Consider the following 21561-nt stretch of genomic DNA (forward strand, 5'->3'; position numbering starts at 1 on the left):
GAGGACCTCAAGGACATCAAGGACATCAAGGGCGTTCCGAATCGGTGAGGCGAAGGACCGATGAGACTCAAATCGACACGGCATGACCAGGTGTTGCTCGAACCGCTGCGGCCCGCCGCCGCGAGCCGGCGCCTCCGCTGGCGGAGGCCGCTGATCGCCTCACTGATCGTCATCGGCGCGGCCCTGGCCTGCGGCTTCGCGTGGCGGAGCAGCGGTGGCGACGAGCTCACCTTCGAGCGGTTCGCCCGCCAGCACCGCACGATCGTCAGGGACGGTGACGGGCGGACCCTCGCGATGCTGACCGACGGCGCCCGCACCGTGGTGTTCATCGGCCTCGAACGCACCTTCGCCGAGCCCAGGGCGACGGGGGCGACCGTGACCACTCGCGCGCACGTCCGCCTCGCTCCGCGCCCATGGCACAGCGGGGCCGAGATGGAGGACTGGTTCACCAGATGGTTCGCCGCCACGCGGAACAGCCAGGCCCCTGACGTGCTGGACATCGCCGCCCAGTATCTCGACGGAGCACCGGCCCGGCGTGACGGCAAGGGCCTGCGGTACGCCGGCGAGGCCGACTACGGTCCGCTGGGCGAGGACGAGCGGGTGGAGGCCGCCGACTTCAACGACTACCTGGGGCTTCGCTGGACCTACGGCCGCCTCGTCCGCGAGCCGAGGCCCCAGTTCCACAACTCCCTCGACTGCTCGGGCTTCCTGCGCATGGTGTACGGCTACCGCTCGGGATATCCCCTGGAATTCAAGCCGCCGACCGGCCGGGCCCTGCCCCGCAGGGCCATCTTCATGGCGGAGAAGGGCCCGGGCGTCGTCATCGTCCCCGACAGGCACCGCCGGGCCACGAACTACACCCGGCTCCAGCCGGGAGACCTGCTGTTCTTCAACGTCAGCCCGAACGACGGCGACGACATCGACCACTCCGCCATCTACCTCGGCCTCGACTCGCAGGGACACCATCGCTTCATCTCCAGCCGCAAGACCGCCAACGGCCCCACCATGGGCGACATCGGTGGACGCTCGGTGCTCGACAGCCGGGTGGGCCTGTACGGCCAGGGCTTCCGCGCCGCGCGACGACTGTGAAGGTGGCCGCGCTCGATTCTTCCCCGGGCGCTCGGGCTTGACGGGTGTATGGGGCTTTGGCGTGTGGCTCGGGACGTTTTCACGGAGGGTTCGGAGCGTTTCACCGGGGACTCGGGGCGTTTTCACGGGGGACTCGAGGCTTTGACGAGGGCGGAAGGCTTTTACGGGGCTGAGACGGGCCGACGGCGGGGCTGCCGGCAGTCGGCGTGCCAGTACGGCCACCAGTCAAGTGACTCAAGCGCCCCTGTCGCCCTGATTCATACCGTCCCTTATGTGAACGCCGTCTGGAGATGTCGTCCCGTCGGCGAGTCAGCCGCGATTTCCGTACCCGAAATGCTGGAAGAAGATCACATGCGCCGCACCGTCCTCCCCGCGACCGTTCTGCTCGCCACACTGGGGATCACCGCCATCGCTCCGTCGGCCGACGCCGTCGTGTCGCGGCAGGCCGCCCCCACGGCGGCGCGCCATGCCGACCCGCGCGTGCCCGCGGGCTTCGCCGAGCGCCAGGCCCACGTCAACGGCATCACCGTCAACTACGTGCGCGGCGGGCACGGGCCGACTCTCGTGCTGCTGCACGGATATCCCGAGAGCTGGTACGAGTGGCGCGGGATCATGCCGGCCCTCGCCGAGCACTACACCGTCATCGCCCCCGACCTGCGGGGCGCCGGTGGCTCCAGCGCCCCGGAGGGCGGCTACGACAAGAAGACGATGGCCGCCGACCTGCACGGCTTGCTGACCAAGCTCGGCCTGGACCACCACATCAACCTCGTCGGCCACGACATCGGCACGATGGTGGCCTACTCCTACGCCGTCCAGCACCAGGACCGGGTCGCCAAGCTCGTGCTCAGCGAGGCGCCCATCCCCGACAAGAGCATCTACAACTTCCCAGCGCTGACCCCGCAGGGGCCGGGTGTCTGGAACTTCGGATTCTTCAGCGTTCTCAACGGCCTGCCCGAGCAGATCATCGACGGCCGCGAGCGGCTGTGGGTCAAGAAGTTCATCAGCCTGATCGCCGTCCACAAGGACCGCGCGGCCGACCCCGCCGCCATCCGCGAGTACGCCGGTCACCTGCGCGACGACCGCAAGCTCAGGGCGAGCTTCGAATGGTTCCGCGCCCTGAACCAGGACGTCGCCGACAACAAGGGCTTCGCGAAGCACAAGCTCCGCATGCCCGTCCTGGCGCTGGGCGCCGACCACAGCCTCGGCCGGTTCGTTCCCGGCCAGGTCAAGCAGTACGCCAACAACGTCAAGGGCGACGTCATCGCCGACTCCGGCCACTGGATCTACGAGGAGCACCCCAAGGAGATGACCCGCAAGCTCCTCGACTTCCTGGCCTGAGCCTGACACCCCCCGATCACGTACAGAAAAGAACGATGTGATGACATCCCAGCGCCATGCTCAGGCGAGCCGGCGGACCTTCCTCGCACGCGCGACGGCCGCCGCGGCCATACCCGTCACCGCCGGCCTGTTCGCGGGCCGCGCGGCGGCGGAAGCCGTCGATCTGCCCGACTACGCGGCGATACCTTCGGCCTCGCTGGGGCCGGCGGTCAACGCCAAGGGCTACTTCGTCGGCCAGATCAAGGGCAACCTCTACTGGGTCACCGACGGGTACTACCAGGCGATGTTCCTGACCACTCGGCAGGGCGTGGTGCTCGTGGACGCGCCGCCGACCATCGGGCACAACCTGCTGCGCGCCATCGAGGAGGTCACCCAGGCCAACGGCAGGCCGAGCACGGTGACGCACCTGGTTTACTCGCACTCCCACGCCGACCACATCGGAGCCTCGGTCATCTTCGGCAAGGACGTCGTCCGCATCGGTCACACCGAGACCCGTACGCTCCTCCGCCGCGACAAGGACCCGAACGGCCCCAACCACTCGCCGGACAACATCTTCATCTACGCCCCCGACCAGGAGACCCTGATGGTGGTGGACGTGATCTACCCGGGGTGGGTGCCGTTCACGAATCTCGCCGTCTCCCAGGACATCCCCGGCTGGATAGGCGCGCACGACGTGGCGATGAACTATCCGTGGAAGACCCTGGTGGGCGGGCATCTCGGCCGCCTCGGCGTCCGCGCCGACGGCCACCTGCAGCGGCAGTAAATCGCCGATCTGGAGGCGAGCACCCGGGACGCGATGGCCACCGTGGATCCGACGCCGTTCTTCCAGAAGTACGGACCGGCGGGAAACGGCTGGGCGATCTTCAAGACGTACCTCAACGCCGTCGCGCAGCAGGCGGCCTCCCCGGTGGTCGCGAAGTGCACCGGGACCCTGGCCGCCGCGGACGTCTACACCATCGACAACGCCTTCACCATGCTGGAGTCACTGCGGATCGACTCGGGCCTGCTCGGGCCGTTCGGCATCCACCCCTGAGGCTCGTACGGTGGACACCGCCGATCTTCATGGCGGTGTCCACCTCGCCTGTTCAGGACCGGCGCTTGGGAGTGTCGGCGTAGCGGGCGCGCATGATCTCACCCGCGGCCGGACCGGCGGTGAAGACGAAATCATCGCCGTCGACGCGGCGCCCGGTCGCTCTGTCGACCACGACCGGCTCGACCTCCTCGCCGATCTCGGCGTCGACCAGGATCATGCTGCGCTTGCCGGGGTCGAGCCGGGCGTTGCCCCACGCGGCCAGGGCCGATTGGGGCCCGCGCTCAACTGCCGGTCATCACGGCGTGCATGCGCACGTGCGGAAGGGCCTCGGACCCTCTGTTCTGACGCTGCAAAGTACGGCCGAGCAGCAGGTGGGCGTACGCCTCTGCCGGGTCCTGCTCCAGCACCCGGCGCAGCTCGGCCTCTGCCCTGCCGAGCTGGGCCGAGTGGTAGTACGCGCGAGCGAGGAGCAGCCGTACGGACAGGTTGCCCGGGTCCTCGGCGACGACGTCGGCCAGGATCCGAGCGGCCGTGATGTAGTCCTTCGCCTCGAAGAACAGCGCTCCGCGCCGGTACTCCTCGGCGAGCATAGTCGTGTTCATGGTCGCTCCTTCCTGCGGTGTCGCCAGCCCCCAACGTAGTTTGAGCGCTCAACTATTCCGCGGGTGCACGGACGCGACCGCGCCTCGCATGCCGGGGACGTTCCAGTCTTCGGAGTGCCGCTGATCAGCCGTCGTAGGACTCCGGGTCGGCCTCGCGGGCCTGGTCGGCGGCGAGGTTCGCGACGGCCGTCTCGAGGTCCTCGTCAGCGGCGTCGTCCAGCTCGGCGTCCCGGTCCGCGTCCTCGTCCGTGAGGTGCACCGCGGCCTCTTCGGCGCTCGCGGCGCCGGCGTCGATGCCCACGTCACGACCGAGCAGCTCACCCGACCGGTCGCCGTCCTCGCCGACCAGCCTGCCGCTGCGCGGCTCCTCGTCCTCCCACCGTCCGGCGAGCCGGGCCGGGTCCAGCTCGGGCTCCTCCTCGGCCAGCAACTGGTCGAGGGACTCGCCCTCGGCGGCCTCGGCGGCGGTCGTGCCGTACCTCTGTCCGGCCGACCAGCGCTCGGCCGCGGTCAGGCCTGTGTTGAGCGGATCGTCGTCAAGGTCATCGGTCAGCAGGGAATCGGAGGGCTCCAGCACCCCGTCGTCCTCGATCATGTCCTCCTGGACGTCTTCCTGAAACTCGTCCTGGAGCTCGTCCTGGAACTCGTCGTCTTCGGTGGCCATGGCAAGCCTTTCGGCAGTAGTGATCGGTAGTGATTGGGCAGTGATTCGGCGGTGATTCGGCCAGACCGGTGCGAACCGGCTGCGCGGCGACCAATCATGTCAAGTTATCCGGAGTCCCGCCCGGCCCACCCCGGCGTCGGCGGGTCGGCGCCCGAAAGGACCGGTCAGCGGCCTGTTACGACTCCTGAGCGTAGGTGCTGATCTCGATCAGATCGCGGTCGGGGTCGCGTATGCCCATGGTTCGGTGTTCACACTGGTCCGCAACGGAGCCGTTGTGTCGGAGCCGTCTGATACATGTGTGGCATGGGCGTGAGCGTGGATGAGTTCCTGGAGATGCTGGCCAGACTGCCCGAGGTCGAACAGGCCGACAGCGACAACTGGATCTCGCTGAAGGTGCGGGGCAAGGGTTTCGGCTACCTGTGGGAGAAGACGGAGACCGTAGGGCTCAAGGCGACGATCGAGGAGCAGATCGCGCTCGTCGCGGAGCGTCCGGAGGTGTTCGAGGTCCAGTTCACCACAGGCCGGTTCGGCTGGGTGGTGGTGCACCTGGCCAAGATCGATGCCGACGAGCTGTTCGAGCTGGTCACCGAGGCATGGTGCCTGACGGCGCCCAAGCAGCTGGTCGACGTCCACGAGGCCGCCGGCCTGGGCCCCCAGGCCGGTCGGCACCCGTGACCGTCCACGATGCCTCATGTGCGAAGGGCAGGGCCTGATCCCGTCCTGAGGGGCATGGTTCCGATGACCACGCTGGCGTTCAGCTCGTCGGAGCCGGCCGTTCTCGGGATCAGCCCGTTGCGGGCGACGATCTCGGCGGTCTCCCTGGCCTGGCCTTCGCTCATCTCGACCAGCAGGAAGCCGCCCGGCGCCAGCCATAGTGGCGCGGCGGCGGCCACCCGGCGCACTACGTCGAGCCCGTCGGCGCCACCGTCGAGCGCCATCGGCGGCTCGTGGATGCGGGCCTCCGGAGGCAGCAGCCTGATCGCCCCAGTGGGCACGTACGGCGCGCTGGCGACCAGGATGTCGACTCGGCCTCGCAGCGTGGCGGGCAGCGGCTCATAGAGGTCGCCTTCGTACACGTGGCCACCGGCGGCGGCGACGTTCCGGCGGGCGCACCGTACAGCCGCGGGGTCCATGTCGACGGCGTGGAGGTCGACTCGGTCCAGGGCCGCGGCCAGCGCGGCGCCCACCGCGCCCGAGCCGCAGCACAGATCGACGACGACCGGTGACCGGCCGGATGTCTTCCCCGCAGACCCGGTGGAGTCGGCGGAATCGGCGGAGTCGGTGTGATCGGCGGCAGGGCGGGCGAGGGTGACGGCCTCGTGGACGAGGAACTCGGTGCGGCGGCGGGGGACGAAGACCCCTGGGTCGACGGCTATCCGCAGGCCGCAGAACTCGGCCCAGCCGAGGACGTGTTCGAGGGGCAGGCCCGCGACGCGCCGGTCCACCATGGCGGCGAGATCGGCCGGCGTGCGTGCCGTGGAGATGAGCAACCGCGCCTCGTCCTCAGCGAAGACGCAGCCGGCGGCGCGAAGCCTGGTGATGACGAGGGACCGGGGGTACGAGGGGGAAACCGACATGGAGCGCCTTTCGGAACGCCTATGGGCGCTCCCTCGGTCACCTATATCGGGTCGACCGCACAGCCGTGAGATGAGAGCACCCAGCCTGATACAGCGGTAATGGGTCTCACCTCCTAGGTCCGTGCACTGCTGAGGACGGCCACACTACCCGAGCCGGATCGCCGCCCCGGCACAGCCCCCACCGCAGCTCCATCTGATCGCGGCTTCAGCTGACCGTCGAGGGCACCGGCTCGGGGCTCTTGGCCTGCCCGGCCTGGGTCACGACCCGCGATCCGGCGACGGATGACGGCGGTGGCGCCGCTGACGGCGAACGCCAGCGGGATCACCCACCAGCGGGAGCCCCTTCCGCACTCGGCTGCCCCAATCCCCGCGAACTGTGCGGGTTGTGGCATGACTGAGTCATACCCGAGGGCATCTCGCCGGCGGCGATCCATCAGAGGGCGGCTCGGCCGACGCCCGTCCCGGCGCCGAAGCCCTGCCGGGTGAGCCAGCCGAGGGTGTAGTCGGCGACCTCGTACCACCCGCTGTCGATGGTCAGCGAGTGGCCGCGATCGGCGAACTGCTTCAGCTCGGTGACGGCGGGCGAGTCGCCGTACAGCTTGAAGGTGGCGCGGGTGACCACGTCGGGGACGGTGTGGTCCTTCTGCCCGGAGATCAGCAGCAGCGGTCCGCGGGTGGCGTTGGCCGTGTCGATGGCTGCGGGCGAGTGCGAGCTGAAGTTCGCGAACGCCGCCTCGAACAGGGGGCGCCCCGGCGAGGGGATCGTCCACCGCGCGTACAGCTCGTTGGACTCCTTCTCCGAGATCGCGTTGCCGAAACCGAAGCGGAACTGGGCGGCGGTGAGGGATACCGCGCGCTTGCGGTTGGCCGGGTTGCCGAGGACCGGGAAGCCCGAGCGGAGCTGCGCGAGCGGCAGCGGCTTGACGCCCTTGATCTGCGCCGGGTCGATCGCGACGGCCGCCCTGCCGTACCCCATGCCGAGGAGCTTCTGGGCGATCAGGCCGCCGAAGGAGTGGCCGATGAGGATGGGCGGCTGCTCCAGCGCCCTGATGGTGTGCGCGTAGTGCTCGACGACGGCGTCGATGCCGACCCCTGCCACGGCCTCGGGAGTTTCGCGGGCCTCGGCCACCATGGGGGACTCGCCGGGCCAGCCCGGCGCGATCGGGTCGTAGCCCTGGGCGCTGAAGACGTCCATCCAGGGCCGCCACGAGGTCGCGTGGAGCCAGAGGCCGTGGATGAACAGGACGGGGGTGCGGGTCTCCGACATGATGCCGTCTCCTTGAGTCGTGTCCGGGCTTTCGCTACCGGCTTTCGCGGCTTTCCTGTCCGGCTTTCGGCCGGCTCGCTGATGACTCAAGGTTCCGCCGACCGTCATGCCCGGCGACACGGTCAAATGACTGGCGCATGACGGGTCACGTCCCGACTGGCTCTTTAAATCCCCTATCCCTCCTGCTGTCCGTTCATCGCGGCGAGGGCGTCGCGGAGTGAGGCCCGGGAGGTGATCCCGAGCTTCGGGAAGACCTTGTAGAGATGCGACCCGACGGTGCGGGGCGACAGGAACAGCCGGGCGCCGATCTCCTTGTTGCTCAGCCCTGTCGCCGCGAGCTCGGCGATCTCCTTCTCCTGCGCCGTGAGCTGCGGCCGGTTGCCGTCTCCGGACCGTACGCCGGCCCCGGTGGCGCGCAACTCGAGCTGCGCCCGTTCCAGCCATGGGCGCGCGCCGAGCCGGGCGAAGGCCTCCTGGGCGAAGTGCAGCGCCTCACGGGCGGCGCTGTTGGCGTGCAGGCGCCGCAGCCAGATGCCGTAGGCGAGCCGGATGCGCGCCTGCTCGAACGGGAAGCGACCGCCCGCGGGCAGTGCGAGGGCCCGTTCGTAGAGCTCGCGGGCCTGATCGTCAGGCGCGGTCATCGCCAGGGAGCCGAGCGTGACCAGCTCCAGGCGTGGGGAGATCTCCCCGAGTCTCGCCTCTTCGGCGGCCAGGGCATGCCGCCGGGCCTGCTCGGAGCGGCCCGTGTGCAGGGCCGCCTCGACCAGGTCGAGCAGCATGCGGGGCGCCTGGTGGGAGTACGGCGTGAAGATGCCCGGCTGCGTCACGCTGGAGGCGTACATGTAGGCCGTCTCGTAGTCGCCCGCCCCCAGGGCCGCCAGCGTCCCGATGAGGTCGTGGAACTGGGTGAGCAGGCCGATGCCGCGCGGGCGCGCCCAGCTTTCGACGGTGTCACGCAGCTCGCGGGCCTGCTCCAGGTCGCCCCGCGAGGCCGCGATGACTCCGAGGTAGCTGCGGAACTGGTGGGCGAACAGCTCGTAGCCGTGGCGGATGGTCATCTCCAGGCCCCTGCGGCCAGTGATCTCTGCCTCGTCCCAGTGTCCCGCGCCGATCTGGTCCAGCATGACGAGATGGAGCATGGTCATGACGTTGGTGATCGCGCCGGCCTCGCCCTCGCGCTCCACCACCTTGCGCAGAGCCGGCCGGTAATCCGCCAGGGAGTCGACATAGAACGCCGACACGGCCAGCCGCATGAGGTCCCATGGCTCCCCGCTCGACAGCTCGGCGAACGTCTTCTCCAGGCGGGCGCGTACGGTGAAACCCCGGCGGGCGAGGTCGCTCCAGGCGTCCCGGTACAGCAGTGTGAGGGGCTCGACGCGGTCGACGAACCGGTCGAGCTCCGCGTCGGTCAGCGCCCACAGCTGCGGGTCGGAAGCGAAATGGCTCACCGCGAGCAGCACGTGCAGCAGGCGCGACAGCATCTCCTGATCGGCGCCGTCGCCCTCGCGGCGGAGGGCGTGCACGAGTTCCCGGTGCGCGGAGGCGACGTCACCGTGGCGGTACAGCGCCCGGTATGCCGACGTCATCGCGGATGCCGCCGACTCCACCGCCCCGACTGCCCGGTCCGACTCCTCCAGCAGCCGCTGGGCCTGGTCGAGCTGGGCCGACTGCCCGGCGATGTAGGCCGCGTCGGCCAGCCTCCGCGACCGGTCCGCGTTCCTGGGGCTCAGCTCGGCCGCCCGGGTGAGCGCCGCGACCGCCGCCGTCGAGCCGCCGCGGAGGGTCGCGATGCGGGCGGCCTTCTCCAGCGCCGCCGCCACCGACTCGTCCGGGTCGAGCGTGGCCGCCGCCAGATGCCAGGCGCGCCGTTCCGGGTCATGCCGGTAGACCTCCGCGAGGTCCGCATGCGCGGCCCGCCGCTCGTTCGGCGTCGCCATCTGCGCGATCGCCGACCGCACGAGCGGATGCTTGAACGCCATCGCGCCCTCGCGCGGGTCCACGACCAGCAGGCCCATCTCGATCGCCTCGTCGACGTCCCCCAGACGGTATCGGGCCGTCGTACGGCTGCGCGGGGCGTTCCCGGCCCGCATGCCGTCCAGCGCGGCCCTGAGCAGCCGGAGCCGCGTCGAGCCGGACAGTTCGCGCACTCTGTGACCGTAGACGGCCTCGAGGCGGCGGGAGAGCGGGACTCCGGCCGGGAGCAGGTCGTCGCCGCTCACACGACGAGCGGCGAAGGCGCGGGGCAGCTCCTCCAGCGCCAGCGGGTTGCCCTGGGCGTGTTCGAGCACCTCCCTGCGCGCGTCGGAGCTGAGCTCGGGATGGGCGGAGGCCAGCAGATCGGCCGCCGCGCTCTCCGGAAGCGCGGAGATCTCCAGCTCGGGGAGACGGGCGCTGTCGAACGGCGTCTCCACGTCCGAACGCGCCGCCAGAGCCGTGACGATCTCGTAGTCGGCGAGCCTCCGGAACACGAACGCACAGATCTCCGCGCTCGGCCGGTCGAACCAGTGGACGTCGTCAATGATCAGAAACAGTGGCTGTTCGGACGCCGTCAGGGCCAGGAGGTCGAGAACGGCGCTGCCGATCGTCATCGTGTCGGGCGCCGCGCCGGAGACCTGCCCAAGGGCCCGCTCCAGGGCGCTCCTGTGCTCCTCGCTCAGGTCGCCGATATGCCGCCGGACGGGATGGAGCAGCTGGTGGAGCGCCGCGTACGGCAGCGTGGCCTCGCTCTCCACTCCGGAGGCGTGCAGCGTCCGCATCCCACGTTCGGCGGCGAGATCCGCGGCCGCCTCGAGAAGGCTGCTCTTGCCCACACCGGCGTCCCCCCGAAGGAAGATCACACGCCTGGCTGTGGGAGCGGTGGAGAGGAGGTCGCGCAGGACACCCAGTTCGTGGTCACGCCCGATAAGGCGCGGAGCACGCCCGGTCATGGACATCGTCTCACGGGGGACACTCCGCCACTTTATCGACAGTTCGCCGCCCCCGGGTGGCCATCACCGGCCGCCGAACCACCAGGCCAGCAAGGCCATGCCGTACGCCCAGGACGCCTTTGTACGGCCGGCTCGCACGGCCGGCTCGCACGGCCGGCTTGTACGGCCGGCTTGCCGCACTGGCGGCTGGGGTGTGAAGGCCGCCGCGACCGGCCGGGACCGCGATCGGAGGGCTTGTCACCTCCCGGGCCGGTCTCCGGCCGATCGCGGCTGGTTACCTACCCGAAGGCCTGATCGCCCAGCGCGGACCGCGCCTCGTCGATCTTGTCGGCGCACAGCGCGAAGAGGACTTCGCCCTGGCAGATCGACACGGGCAGCAGCCAGTTCACGTTGACGTTGGCGTTCGCCAGCCTCCGCGCGAACTTGGCCACCTCACCGGGCTGGTCGGGACACCTGACCTGGAGCGCGGGATGCGCGGTGAAATCGATGCCGGCGCCCTCCAAGGCCGCGGCGGCCGCCGACTCGTCTGACGCGACGAAGCAGACGGTTCCATGGTCGCCTGTGGTCGTTCCGGCGCATTCGATGTTGACACCGCTGTGGCCGAGCACCTCGCACACGTGGGCCAGCTCACCAGGTTGGTTCTTGAGTTCAACGGTGTAGATGTTCATGACGACTCCCCCAGGTCGTAGCCGAACTCTCCCCGTCAGTTCTGACGCTACGCCCGTCGCCGGTCACCGGAAAGCCGGGAAAGCCATGGCAGCGGCGGGGCCGTCATCGGACGACGCGGCCACGGTGGATCACCCGCATCGGGGTGTCCAGGACGCTCAGATCAGTGCGCGGGTCCCGGTCATAGGCCACGACATCGGCGGGGGCAGCTGGTTCGAGGCCCGGGAAGCCGAGGAAGGACCGTGCCGTCCACGACGCCGCTCCAATCGCGGCTTCCGGCGGCATGGACGCTGTCGCGAGATGCCGCACTTCGCCGGCCACCCTCCCGTGCGGGAGTTCCGGCGTCCCGTAGCTGTCGGTCCCGGCCAGCACCGTCACGCCCGCGTCGTACGCGGCGGCCGCCAAACGCCCCAGACGGGCATGGGCCGACCGGAACCAGTCCCGGAACCGATCAGAACCCGAGACGCGGGCGACCTCCTCGAACGTGGCCCAGACGGTGAACGTCGGCACGAGAGCCGTCTTCTGCTCGGCCATCCGGTCCAGGAGCGCCAGGTCGAGGCCGAGCCCGTGTTCCAGGCTGTCCACTCGGGCCTCTACCGCGGCCCGGGCGCCGTCTGCCGTCTGCGCGTGAACGGCGACGCGCCCGCCTACGGCATGCACCCGCCGGGTCAGGTCCCCGAGAAGGTCAGCGGACAGAGGCGGCGCGTCGAGACCCTTCTCGTCGACCACCCAGTCCGCGTAGATCTTGCACCAGCCGCCGGACGCGAGAGCCTCCTCGACCGCCGCCTGAGCCAACTCCGCCTCGCCGACCTGCCGCGCCCAACCTTTGTAGAACATGCCCGGCAGGCCCAGCCAGCGGCCGGCCGACACGACACGTGGCTGGTTCGGCTCCGCGCCGAACCAGGCAGGCAGGCGATCCGCCGAGCCGGGCACGCGCAGTAGGGTCACGCCCGCCGCCAGGTGCTCCCTGCCGTGACGCCGGAGCAGCGCCGCGTCGAGGGGATCGCCCGGCCGCTCGGCGCCCGGATGCGTGTGCGCGTCCACCAGCCCGGGCAGCAGCCATCCGCCGTCCACGACAGTCGTAGCGTCACGGACAGGCTCACATGACAGCACGCCTTCCGTGATCCAGAATTCGACGGGCTCCTCGGAAGGCAATGCGACACCACGCACCCGCAACGCCCCCACCAGCCCAGGACTGCCCGTGCTCCCCGCCCTCATAACGCCCCCAACCCGACGCGTTCATGCAGGTCGTTCCCCCACAGTGCAGCGTGCGACAGCTTCATTGACCCGCGCGGCGTGCGCGGTGGAGTAAGACCCCTGCGGCTTGGTCAGGGAGCGTGCGTGGTCACCGTTGCGCTGTTTCTGCTCAGGTTCGGAATCTTCCGGCGTAGCGGCCTTTTCTGCCGAGGTGGGTGAGGGTCCAGGTGCCGTCGGGGTTGCGGTGGGTGGTGTAGCGGTCGGGGTGGGCGGCTTTGTCGCGGTTGTGCCAGGGGCAGGCGGGGGCCAGGTCGTCCAGGTTGGTGTCGCTGCCGTTGATCCAGCCTTTGACGTGGTCGATTTCGGTCATGTCGGAGGGGATGGCGCAGCCGTCGCAGTAGCAGGTGGCGTAGCGGGTGGTGAGGGCGTGGCGTTGGGCGGGGGTGGCCAGGCGTACGGCGCGGCCCATGTTCAGGACCTGTCCTTGGGCGTTCACGACCATGCGGACCAGGCGGGAGGTGCGGGCCAGCCGCTGCACGTCACAGATGGGCAGCAGTTGCCCGGTGGCGATCAGCAGCCCGGGTGCGAGCCGGTCGGGGTGGTGCCCACACCTGCCACACGCCGCGTCCCCCGCCCCCTGGCCCGCAGCGCCGCCAGCGTCCGCACCGGCACCCGCGTCGTTACCGGCACCCGCCTCCGCGCTCGTGTCCGCGCTCGTGTCTGTGCCCGACCCCGCGTCGTTGCCGGGACCCGCGTCGTTGCCGGGACCCGCGTCCGGGCGCGTGTCCGCACCCGCGTCCGCGCTGGTGTCCGCGCTGGTGTCCGCAGTCCCACGTCTGGTATCTGCCCCGGCGGGATCCGCGCCCGAGGTCGCGCCCGCGCTGTGGCACGCGCCGTCGGTGCAGCAGGTGGAGCCGTCACCGGGCTGGGCCGTGCCGGGCCGAACACCACTGGGGTCAGCCGCTTGGGTGGTGAGGTCAGCCTCGGCGGCGGCGGTCGCGGTGGGGTTGTCGCTGGTGGGGTTGTCGGGGGTGAGGTCGTCGGGGAGGGATTCGGCCCGGACCAGCACCAGCAGTTCGGTGCTGACCTTCTTGCTCAACAACGCGGCCAGCGCGTCGGCCTGCCGCACCCGCAGCGGCCGGTCGTCGTCCTTGCCCTTCGGGCGGGCGTAAGCGGTCAAAAACTCGCGCAGCCGGGCGCCGGCCTCACGCGGCAACCGGAACTCCCCCTCCACCCCACCCGTGGAGGAGGGGCGGACCAGCAGGAACCGCGTCGCGTAATCAGCATCCGCCTCATCATCCAGCGTCCCCGGATCCAGCAACTGGCGCAGGTACCGCCCGGCCTTGGCGATCTCCGCCGGGGTGGCATGATCGGCCAGGTCCACCAGAATCGGCTCCACCAGCGCGGCCTGCTCATCGGTCAGCCGGGAAGTCACCTGAGTGATCACATCCACCGGCCCCTCAGCCAAAGTCCCGGCCGCGAACCGCCCCCGCACGAGGGGCAGCCGGGCCAGCTCCGTCGCCAGCCGGAGCAACCGCGACGCCCCCGCACCGGTCATCCCCGCCGCGCCACGCAACCACGTCCCGGTCGAGGCGTACCCGACACTCTTGGCCTCCCCAGCGGCGTGCACCCGGCCCACCCGCGCGGCGATCGCCGAGATCAACCGATCCCGCGCGTACAGCAACTCCTCCACCTCAACCAGACACAAAGCGGCGGTGCCGGGAAGGCCGGCCACCGCCAGCCGGGACGCCATCTCCCGCAACTCCGACACCAACACCCCCGACCCCACCGGCTGACCGCCCGACGGCTCACCGCCGGAAGGACCGCTATCAAAAGGGTCACCGTCGGAGGGCTCACCGTCGGAGGGTGCGTCGCTGGAAGGAACACCGTCGCAAGGGGCGCCGTCGGAGGGAGCGGCGTTAGAAGGGGCGCCGTCGGAGGGAGCGGCGTTAGAAGGGGCGCCGTCGGAGGGAGCGGCGTTAGAAGGGGCGCCGTCGGAGGACTCATCGTCGGAGAGGGCGGCACCATCTGGGCTCGCGGAGCGACCCGCGGTGCCAGCGGAGGTGCCGGAGTCGGGCGAGGACCCGCTGACGAACTGCCGGTACGCCTCGTGCTGCCACGCGCTGCCGTACGCCTCCTCGGCGGGCCGCTGCGGCGGGACGTACTCGGGGTCCAGCACCGTACCCTTCAGGACCTCGGGCAGCCCGCGCCTGGAAGCACCCGCCGCACCAAGGGAACCCCACACATCGATCGGTGACCCGGCCATCCAAAGGCACCTCCCCCCACGCTCCAGCGAATCTCAACAACTGCCCTCACGCTATCCAGCACCTACGACAAAACCAGGACTTGATCAACTACAAAACCGCAGGTCAAGACGATGGCGGAAAGATCTACCTAGAGGCCCCTACACCGAACCCCGGACGAGTGACCCATCTCCGGCGGTAGACCCGCCAGCGTGCCCGCCTCTGACTCCGGCCCGACTTGCGAAACAGGCATCAGAGGAGCATCGGCTTGCCCGTCACGATCAGAGCAAAGGCTCCTCCAGACCTCCGCGCCCCTCGAAGACGGGGTAGGACTGCCGACCGGCTCTCGATCACCCCCTTGGCGTACACCACTCATGGCCTCCGGCGCCCGTTCGAGGAGCTTTCCGCGCGCCTCGGCGGATACACCACACCGAGCACGCGACGTGCGGCCGCCGGAATCGCTTCACGTCGGCGCACGGCTCATCGCACGCGGTGCGGCGCACGGCTTCCTCGTCCCCCCACGCGGTGCGGCGCACGCATACGCCGGAGGAGGGTTATGCCGTGGCGCCGGCGGCGGTCCAGCCGGGGATTTGGAATCGGGCGGTGTAGGAGCCCGCGCCGGCCGGTTCGCCACAGGAGCGGCAGGTGACAACGGGGTCGAGGTCGGCGCCGCAGGAGTGTTCGAGGACCACGGGAGGCCGGTCGGCGAGGTGGCGGTCGCCCCACTGGCTCAGGAGGAGCAACACGGGCCGCAGCTCCTTGCCCGCCTCGGTGGGGCGGTACTCGAACCGGGGCGGCCGCTCACTGTAGGCGACCTTCTCCAGCACCCCGGCCTCGACGAGGTGGCGGAGCCGGGCGGCCAGGATGTCGCGAGGGGCGCCGATGTTGCGTGCGATCGCGTCGAAGCGGTGCACGCCGAAGAAAACCTCGCGGAGCACCAGCAGGGAGTACTTCTCCCCGATCACACCGAGTGCGTCGGCGATCGAGCACGGTCGCGCCGTCGTCATATCCCATCCTCCTGTCCGGCATGCCGCAATGCCAGATTTATCAGGCCCACCGTACGGCAGTGCGTTGGCTAATCAAACTTACTCGACGTATAGTGCATCCAGTTTCCCAACTCACAGGAGGCTGCGATGCGTGACGCCGTCATCGTGCGAGCCGTACGCACCCCGATAGGCAAGGGCAAGCCCGGAGGTGCGCTGGCCTCGGTTCATCCGGTGGAGCTGCTCGCCCACACCCTGCGCTCTCTCATCGAGCGCAGCGGGGTGGACCCCGCCCTGGTGGACGACGTGATCGGCGGCTGTGTCGACCAGGTCGGCGAGCAGGCCATGAACACGACCCGCTACGCCTGGCTCTCGGCCGGCTTCCCCGACTCGGTCCCCGCCGTGACCGTGGACCGGCAGTGCGGGTCGTCGCAGCAAGCCGTCCACTTCGCCGCCCAGGGCGTCATCTCCGGCGCGTACGACCTGGTCGTCGCCTGTGGCGTGGAGTCGATGAGCCGGGTGCCGATGTGGTCGAACGTGCCGCCGGGCACGGACCCCTTCGGCCCGGGCATCGCGGCCCGCTTCCCCGAAGGGCTGGTCCCCCAGGGCATCAGCGCCGAGCTGATCGCCGCGAAATGGTCCATCAGCCGCGAGCAGATGGACGCCTTCTCCGTCACCTCGCACCAGAAGGCGGCCGCCGCGCACGCCGACGGCCTGTTCGCCGACGAGATCGTGCCAGTCGGCACGCATGACCGGGACGAGTCCGTACGGCCGGGCACCACGCGGGAGATCCTCGCCGGGCTGAGGCCGGCCTTCGCCGACCCCGGCTACGCCGAGCGCTTCCCGCAGATCGACTGGTCGGTCACCGCGGGCAACAGCAGTCCGACCAACGACGGAGCGGCAGCCGTACTCATCACGACGAGCGAGACGGCCGCGAAGCTCGGCCTTCGCCCGCTGGCCCGGCTGCACAGCTTCGCGGTCACCGGTTCCGACCCGCTGCTCATGCTGACCGGGATCATCCCGGCCACCGAGAAGGTCCTCCGCCGCGCCGGACTGGGGCTGGACGACATCGACCTGTTCGAGGTCAACGAGGCCTTCGCCAGCGTCGTCCTGGCCTGGCTGCGGGAGACGGGCACGGACCCCGCCAAGGTCAACGTGAACGGCGGCGCCATCGCGCTGGGGCACCCGCTGGGAGCCAGCGGCGCCCGGATCATGACCACTCTCGTGAACGCCATGCGGCAGCGCGGCGCACGCTACGCGCTGCAGACCATGTGCGAGGCCGGAGGCCTCGCCAACGCCACCATCCTGGAGAGCATCCAATGAAGATCAACGGTTCTGTCGCACTCGTGACCGGCGCCAACCGCGGCCTGGGGGCGGCGTTCGCGCGTGCGCTTCTCGACCGGGGCGCGAGCACTGTTTACGCGGGCGCGCGTGACCCCTCCACGATCAGCGAGCCGGGTGTGATCCCGGTGGAGCTCGACATCACCGACCCGGCCAGCGTGGCCGCCGCCGCCGAGCGCTGCGGCGACGCGACCCTGGTGATCAACAACGCGGGCATCTCCCGGGGCAGCGCGCTGCTCGGAGCCCCGAGCCTCGATGCCGCCCGCGCCGAGATGGAGACGAACTTCTTCGGCACTCTCTCCGTGAGCCGTGCCTTCGCCCCCATCCTGGCGCGCAACGGCGGTGGGGCGCTGGTCAACGTGCTGTCGGTGCTGTCCTTCGTCTCCGCGCCGCAGATCGGGTCCTACTCCGCGTCCAAGGCGGCAGCCTGGTCGTTGACCAACGCCCTGCGGCTGGAGCTGCGTGAGCAGGGCACTCTCGTGGTGGGCGTGCACGCCGGATACATCGACACGGACATGGCCTCCCAGATCACGGGCCCCAAGATCAGCCCCCAGGAGGTCACCGCCCAGACCTTGGACGCCGTCGAGGCAGGACGGCCGGAGGTCCTCGCCGACGCCCTCAGCCGCGACGTCAAGGCGGCCCTCTCCGGCGACCTGGAGGTGCTCTACCCGGCGCTGCGAGAAGCCTGACGCGACAGCCCGCCGCCGCGGAGCGGTTTCATCGAGGGGTGCCGTGGAAGGCTCACCGGCGTGGATGATCTGTGGGATCTGGTGGTCGTCGGCGGCGGTCCCGCGGGCTCCGCGGCGGCGCTCCGCGCGAAGCAGCTCCGCCCGGACGCGCGGGTGCTCCTGCTCGACAAGGACGACTTCCCCCGGGACAAGGCCTGCGGCGACGGCATCGCCGCGCACGGCCGGGAGGAACTGGCCCGGCTGGGCGTCCCCGATCTCATCGACGACTACCGGCCGACATGGCACCTGTCGGTGGTCTCCCCCGGTGGTGCGCACGTGTCCGCCACCGTCGCCCGGCCCAACCATGTCGTGCCGCGCAGGGTCTTCGACGCCCGGCTCGTGGACGCCGCACGGGCGCGCGGCGTCGAGGTCCGCCGCCACCGCGTCCGCGCGCTCGCCGCGTCCAACGGTCATGTCGTCCTCGACGGCGACGTCACCGCTCGCGCCGTCGTCGCCGCCGATGGGGCCAACTCGACCGTCAGGCGCCTCATCGGCGTCCCCGCCACTCCGGACAAGCACACCGCGATCGCCGTCCGCGGCTACGCCGACGTGCCGCTCGCGGACGACGCCCAGCTCATCGCCATGCAGAAGGACGGATGGCCCGCGTACGCGTGGTCCTTCCCGATCGGGGACGGCACCGCCAACGTGGGATTCGGGATGCTCCTGCCCCAGCTCCGCGCCACCGGCCTGCCGGGCCGCCAGGTGCTCCACGGCCGGCTCGCCGAGTTGCTTCCTCATCTGCCCGCCCGTGACCTGCGCGCCCATCACCTGCCTCTGTCCTCCGGCCGGCCGAGGCCCGGCGCCGGCCGCGTGATGCTCGCCGGTGACGCGGCGAGCCTCATCAACCCGCTGACCGGCGAGGGCATCTACTACGCGCTGCTGTCCGGGCGGCTCGCCGGCGAAGCCGCCGTCCAGGCGGCCGACGACCCGCTGCCAGCCTACCGGCGCGAGCTGAGAAGGGCGCTCGGACGGCACCTGCGGACCACGGACGTGCTCAGCCGCGCCGCCCGATCACCCGGCTTCATCGACGCCGCGATCGACACGGCCGCCCGGCGCCAGGAGGTGTTCGATCTGCTCGTCGACGTGGGCCTGGGCGCGGGCACCGTACCGCTCCCGCTCGCGGGCGCCGTCCTCCGCCGCTGGATGACCAACCTCGCCCGAAGACCCTGACCGCGACACCGGGTCGATCCGGCCTGCCAGGATCACGACTGTGGGATCGGCCAGCAAGCCGGCGGGAAACAGCCCGTCGTCCTGGCCTCCGTGGAGGTGCGTCTCCCACTCGCGCAGATCGGCCTCCTTGCCGATCTTCTCCCATCGGACGGCATCGCCAGTGGAAGGTCGCGACTCCTCCGGCGGCTCGGCAGGTGAAGGATCCACTGCGCCTCGAACAGCACGCGGAAGCCTGCGGCCGACAGGTCGAGCCGGGCGAAGCTGTCCTTCACCGACGCGCCGCCGGGCTCACCGTCGACGGCCCGGCGATCCAGCAGGCGCAGCACCTCCGCGACGGTCGCGTCCGGAGTCAGGGTCACGGCGTCCGGGTAGTACGGCGGCGCCTTGCGCGGGTTGAAGAGGGATTCGGTGAACCCGCCCGGCATGCCGTGGGCGCGGCACATCGCGTCACACCATTCGGCGTTGTTCCGCGCCGCCGCCAGAACCCCGCTGCCGGCCATTCTGTCCACCGGCTCAGGGCTTCCGGGCGATCCCGCCGTACATGAGCCGCTGGCCCACGGTCAGCTCGCCGGGGACCGGTCCGTCGGGACGCCACAGCGGCAGCGGGACGACTCCCGGTTCGAGCAACTCGAATCCGTCGAAGAAGGCGGTGATCTCCTCCGGCGTACGGAACCGGCCGGTGCCCAGCAGAGCGAGGTATTTCTGCTCGGCGTCGCGCGCCTCCTGGGTGGAGGCGGAGAAGTGCGTGATGAAGACGTAGCTGCCCGACGGGACGGCGGACATGTACGCCTCGACGATCCCCCGAGGGTCCTCGTCGTCGTGAAGGTGGTGCAAGATGCCGACGAGCAGCACGCCCACCGGCTGGTCGAGCTCGATGAGCCTCTTGACGGCCGGGTCGGCCAGGATCACCTTCGGCTGGCGCAGGTCCGAGGTGACGACCGCCGTGCCGTCGTTGTCCGCCAGCAACGCCCGGCCGTGGGCCAGCACCATGGGGTCGTTGTCGACGTAGACCACCCGCGACTCCGGGTTCGCCCGCTGCGCCACCTGGTGGGTGTTCTCCACAGTGGGCAACCCGGAGCCGAGGTCGATGAACTGCGTGATGCCCTGGCTGGACAGGAACCGCACCCCTCGGCCGAGAATCTGCCGGTTGTAGGTGGCCACGTCGTAGATCTCCGGAACGACCTTCACGATTTCGGCGACGAACGCCCGGTCGACCTCGAAGTTGTCCTTGCCGTTGAGGACGACGTCGTAGGCCCTGGCGATGCTGGGCCTGGTCGTGTCGATGCTGCTCGACCAGTCATTCGGCTGCTCGGCCACAGGGGAGTCCTTCCTCGCGGTCCCGGGGCGATCACGCGTGATCATATTGCGTACGCTGCCGCGAAATATGGCTTTGAAGCACTAAGCCTGATTGCGGACACCATCATGACCCGTCCCGTACGGTGTCGGGCTGTGCCAGATGATGTCCTGATCTATCAGCTTCGTCCTACAGCCAGTCAGACGCTCCCGTGCCCGTCATCGCCGTCGCCGCGCTGGGCAAGTGGCTGGGCATTGTGCGGGATTGGGGGATCGCGCTGGTACTCGGCTGTGCCTTCACGCTGTCGGCGCTGATAGAGGCGGCCGCTCGCTGGGGCACCGTCTCGGCTGCGGAGCTTCACTCCGACGGCCGGTTGATCCTAACGTCGAGGAAGGGCACCTTCGAGGCGAATGTCCGCGATCTCGTCTCCCTGCGCCTGGGCCGGCGGACGCTCCTGGCCGTGTTCACGTGGCACGACGGGACCATCCGCATGGCCTCGACCCGCGTCCGGCTCGTCGAGTCCAAGGACCAGGGACACAGCGATGGAAACCGTATGTATCCATCCCGGGATTTCGTTGACCTCGTCCGGCGGATAATCGGCGAGAACCCGACCCTCGCCATCGAGAACGCATTCACCGAGAAGATGCTCCGCCATTACGGCGATTAGCTCATCGATTCGCCGTGGGGTCGTCGATGAGCTGGCGGAGCAGATCCAGGTCGTCGGAGATCATCCAGACGCCGGTCACCAGGCCGTCCTCCACGGTGAGGATGTCGATCACCCGGATCTGTACGGCGCGGCCGGTTCCGGCCAGCGTGCCGAACAGCGTCGCCAGCGGTCCGACGTGGCGACCGTGCATGCGGAAGCCGACGACCAGCCGGCCGGGAGCCTCCACCACATCCACCGGCTCGCTCCGGAGGTCGGCGTAGGTCGTGTGCAAGGAGTAAGCCCGCTGGACCAGGTCGGCGACGCTGAAGATCGCGTCGTTCACGGTCAGCGGGTCGGCGTAGACGGCGCGGAAGGCCGCCTCTGCGGTCGCGGGGTCCGCGGGCGGCGCCAGCCAGAGGCTGAGGAGCCGGTCGATGAGAGTGGACATGCCGCCGAGCGTCCCCCGGTGTCTGGCTCCGCACCGCGCAGCCGTACACACCCGAAGTGGTAAAAGGACCTGGACAACTCCAGGCTCCTGCCCCGCCGGTCTCACCGGCGACCATCGCGTTGCCGCCGTACGACGACGAGACGGGGTCATCCCGGGGAACACGCCTCTTCGGCCGTGGCGGTCAAGGCCCGCGAGGTGGCCGGAACTGGACAGCGCCCGCACCTGGCCCCCCGAAGGTTGGGTCTTCTCAAGGGCCGGTGGGCGGGTTATCAAATGCCCTAGAGCCGTTGTGATCTGAACGCTCCATCCGATCAAGACCCGCCGGGACACCGGCGTCGCGGTTATGTG

At 70.1% G+C, this 21561-nt stretch carries 22 protein-coding genes; 9 read left to right on the top strand and 13 right to left on the bottom strand.

Annotation, left to right across the window (positions count from 1 at the left end; translation table 11 throughout):
• The first annotated feature begins 60 nt into the window (after positions 1–60).
• The 4 genes from ABH927_RS03385 (at position 61) to ABH927_RS03400 (ending at position 3460) form a co-directional block, all read left to right on the top strand.
• Positions 61–1089, top strand: coding sequence for an NlpC/P60 family protein (locus tag ABH927_RS03385; RefSeq protein WP_370017950.1), 1029 nt, complete (start codon positions 61–63; stop codon positions 1087–1089).
• A gap of 351 nt (positions 1090–1440) precedes the next feature.
• Entirely contained in the window at positions 1441–2427 is a 987-nt protein-coding gene (locus tag ABH927_RS03390; RefSeq protein WP_370017951.1) for an alpha/beta fold hydrolase, read from the top strand.
• 40 nt (positions 2428–2467) lie between these two features.
• Positions 2468–3190 (top strand): MBL fold metallo-hydrolase, encoded by a 723-nt coding sequence (locus ABH927_RS03395; protein WP_370017952.1) that lies wholly within the window; start codon positions 2468–2470, stop codon positions 3188–3190.
• Between the two features lie 33 nt (positions 3191–3223).
• Entirely contained in the window at positions 3224–3460 is a 237-nt protein-coding gene (locus ABH927_RS03400; RefSeq protein WP_370017953.1) for a hypothetical protein, read from the top strand.
• Between the two features lie 52 nt (positions 3461–3512).
• Here ABH927_RS03400 and ABH927_RS03405 read toward each other — a convergent pair whose 3' ends face one another.
• The 3 genes from ABH927_RS03405 to ABH927_RS03415 all read right to left on the bottom strand — a co-directional run bounded on the left by ABH927_RS03405 (position 3513) and on the right by ABH927_RS03415 (position 4726).
• A complete protein-coding gene (locus ABH927_RS03405) occupies positions 3513–3677 on the bottom strand; it encodes a hypothetical protein (protein WP_370017954.1) in 165 nt (54 codons plus the stop codon).
• A 64-nt stretch (positions 3678–3741) separates the two neighbouring features.
• Entirely contained in the window at positions 3742–4062 is a 321-nt protein-coding gene (locus ABH927_RS03410; protein ID WP_370017955.1) for a tetratricopeptide repeat protein, read from the bottom strand.
• A gap of 124 nt (positions 4063–4186) precedes the next feature.
• On the bottom strand, positions 4187–4726 hold the full coding sequence (locus ABH927_RS03415) for a DUF5709 domain-containing protein (RefSeq protein WP_370017956.1): 540 nt from the start codon (positions 4724–4726) through the stop codon (positions 4187–4189).
• Between the two features lie 333 nt (positions 4727–5059).
• Between ABH927_RS03415 and ABH927_RS03420 the strand changes: the two genes are divergently transcribed.
• Entirely contained in the window at positions 5060–5401 is a 342-nt protein-coding gene (locus ABH927_RS03420) for an MmcQ/YjbR family DNA-binding protein (RefSeq protein ID WP_370018391.1), read from the top strand.
• Between the two features lie 14 nt (positions 5402–5415).
• Here the strand turns inward: ABH927_RS03420 and ABH927_RS03425 are convergent, their stop codons facing one another.
• From ABH927_RS03425 to ABH927_RS03455, 7 genes are all read right to left on the bottom strand, one after another.
• Positions 5416–6303: a putative protein N(5)-glutamine methyltransferase gene (locus ABH927_RS03425; protein WP_370017957.1), complete on the bottom strand. Its 888-nt coding sequence runs from the start codon at positions 6301–6303 to the stop codon at positions 5416–5418.
• Positions 6304–6736: 433 nt separating this feature from the next.
• Entirely contained in the window at positions 6737–7570 is an 834-nt protein-coding gene (locus ABH927_RS03430) for an alpha/beta hydrolase (RefSeq protein WP_370017958.1), read from the bottom strand.
• A 173-nt stretch (positions 7571–7743) separates the two neighbouring features.
• Entirely contained in the window at positions 7744–10497 is a 2754-nt protein-coding gene (locus tag ABH927_RS03435) for an AAA family ATPase (protein WP_370017959.1), read from the bottom strand.
• A gap of 278 nt (positions 10498–10775) precedes the next feature.
• Positions 10776–11165 carry a hypothetical protein gene (locus tag ABH927_RS03440; protein ID WP_370017960.1) on the bottom strand — a complete coding sequence of 130 codons (390 nt, stop codon included), beginning with the start codon at positions 11163–11165 and terminating at the stop codon, positions 10776–10778.
• A 103-nt stretch (positions 11166–11268) separates the two neighbouring features.
• Positions 11269–12237: an amidohydrolase family protein gene (locus ABH927_RS03445; protein WP_370017961.1), complete on the bottom strand. Its 969-nt coding sequence runs from the start codon at positions 12235–12237 to the stop codon at positions 11269–11271.
• Between the two features lie 292 nt (positions 12238–12529).
• Positions 12530–14626 carry a DUF222 domain-containing protein gene (locus tag ABH927_RS03450; protein ID WP_370017962.1) on the bottom strand — a complete coding sequence of 699 codons (2097 nt, stop codon included), beginning with the start codon at positions 14624–14626 and terminating at the stop codon, positions 12530–12532.
• 531 nt (positions 14627–15157) lie between these two features.
• A complete protein-coding gene (locus ABH927_RS03455) occupies positions 15158–15610 on the bottom strand; it encodes a winged helix-turn-helix transcriptional regulator (protein WP_370017963.1) in 453 nt (150 codons plus the stop codon).
• A gap of 126 nt (positions 15611–15736) precedes the next feature.
• Here ABH927_RS03455 and ABH927_RS03460 point away from each other — a divergent pair, with 126 nt between their 5' ends.
• From ABH927_RS03460 to ABH927_RS03470, 3 genes are read left to right on the top strand one after another with little or no spacing between them, the layout of a single operon-like run.
• Positions 15737–16909, top strand: coding sequence for an acetyl-CoA C-acyltransferase (locus ABH927_RS03460; RefSeq protein WP_370017964.1), 1173 nt, complete (start codon positions 15737–15739; stop codon positions 16907–16909).
• The gene (locus tag ABH927_RS03465) at positions 16906–17616 is read left to right on the top strand and encodes an SDR family oxidoreductase (protein ID WP_370017965.1); all 711 of its coding nucleotides are present in this window, start codon (positions 16906–16908) and stop codon (positions 17614–17616) included. The genes ABH927_RS03460 and ABH927_RS03465 overlap by 4 nt, the downstream gene beginning before the upstream one ends.
• A gap of 60 nt (positions 17617–17676) precedes the next feature.
• Entirely contained in the window at positions 17677–18825 is a 1149-nt protein-coding gene (locus tag ABH927_RS03470; RefSeq protein WP_370017966.1) for an NAD(P)/FAD-dependent oxidoreductase, read from the top strand.
• Positions 18826–18857: 32 nt separating this feature from the next.
• On the opposite strand, the gene ABH927_RS03475 is transcribed toward ABH927_RS03470, so the two are convergent.
• Both ABH927_RS03475 and ABH927_RS03480 read right to left on the bottom strand, forming a co-directional pair.
• Positions 18858–19334: a hypothetical protein gene (locus ABH927_RS03475; RefSeq protein ID WP_370017967.1), complete on the bottom strand. Its 477-nt coding sequence runs from the start codon at positions 19332–19334 to the stop codon at positions 18858–18860.
• Positions 19335–19338: 4 nt separating this feature from the next.
• Entirely contained in the window at positions 19339–20187 is an 849-nt protein-coding gene (locus ABH927_RS03480) for an SAM-dependent methyltransferase (protein WP_370017968.1), read from the bottom strand.
• A 143-nt stretch (positions 20188–20330) separates the two neighbouring features.
• Between ABH927_RS03480 and ABH927_RS03485 the strand changes: the two genes are divergently transcribed.
• Positions 20331–20786 (top strand): hypothetical protein, encoded by a 456-nt coding sequence (locus ABH927_RS03485; protein ID WP_370017969.1) that lies wholly within the window; start codon positions 20331–20333, stop codon positions 20784–20786.
• A gap of 1 nt (position 20787) precedes the next feature.
• Here ABH927_RS03485 and ABH927_RS03490 read toward each other — a convergent pair whose 3' ends face one another.
• A complete protein-coding gene (locus ABH927_RS03490) occupies positions 20788–21213 on the bottom strand; it encodes an ester cyclase (RefSeq protein WP_370017970.1) in 426 nt (141 codons plus the stop codon).
• Between the last annotated feature and the right edge of the window lie 348 nt (positions 21214–21561).

This window comes from Planotetraspora sp. GP83 (assembly GCF_041262585.1).
Classification (GTDB): Bacteria; Actinomycetota; Actinomycetes; order Streptosporangiales; family Streptosporangiaceae; genus JAOEGB01.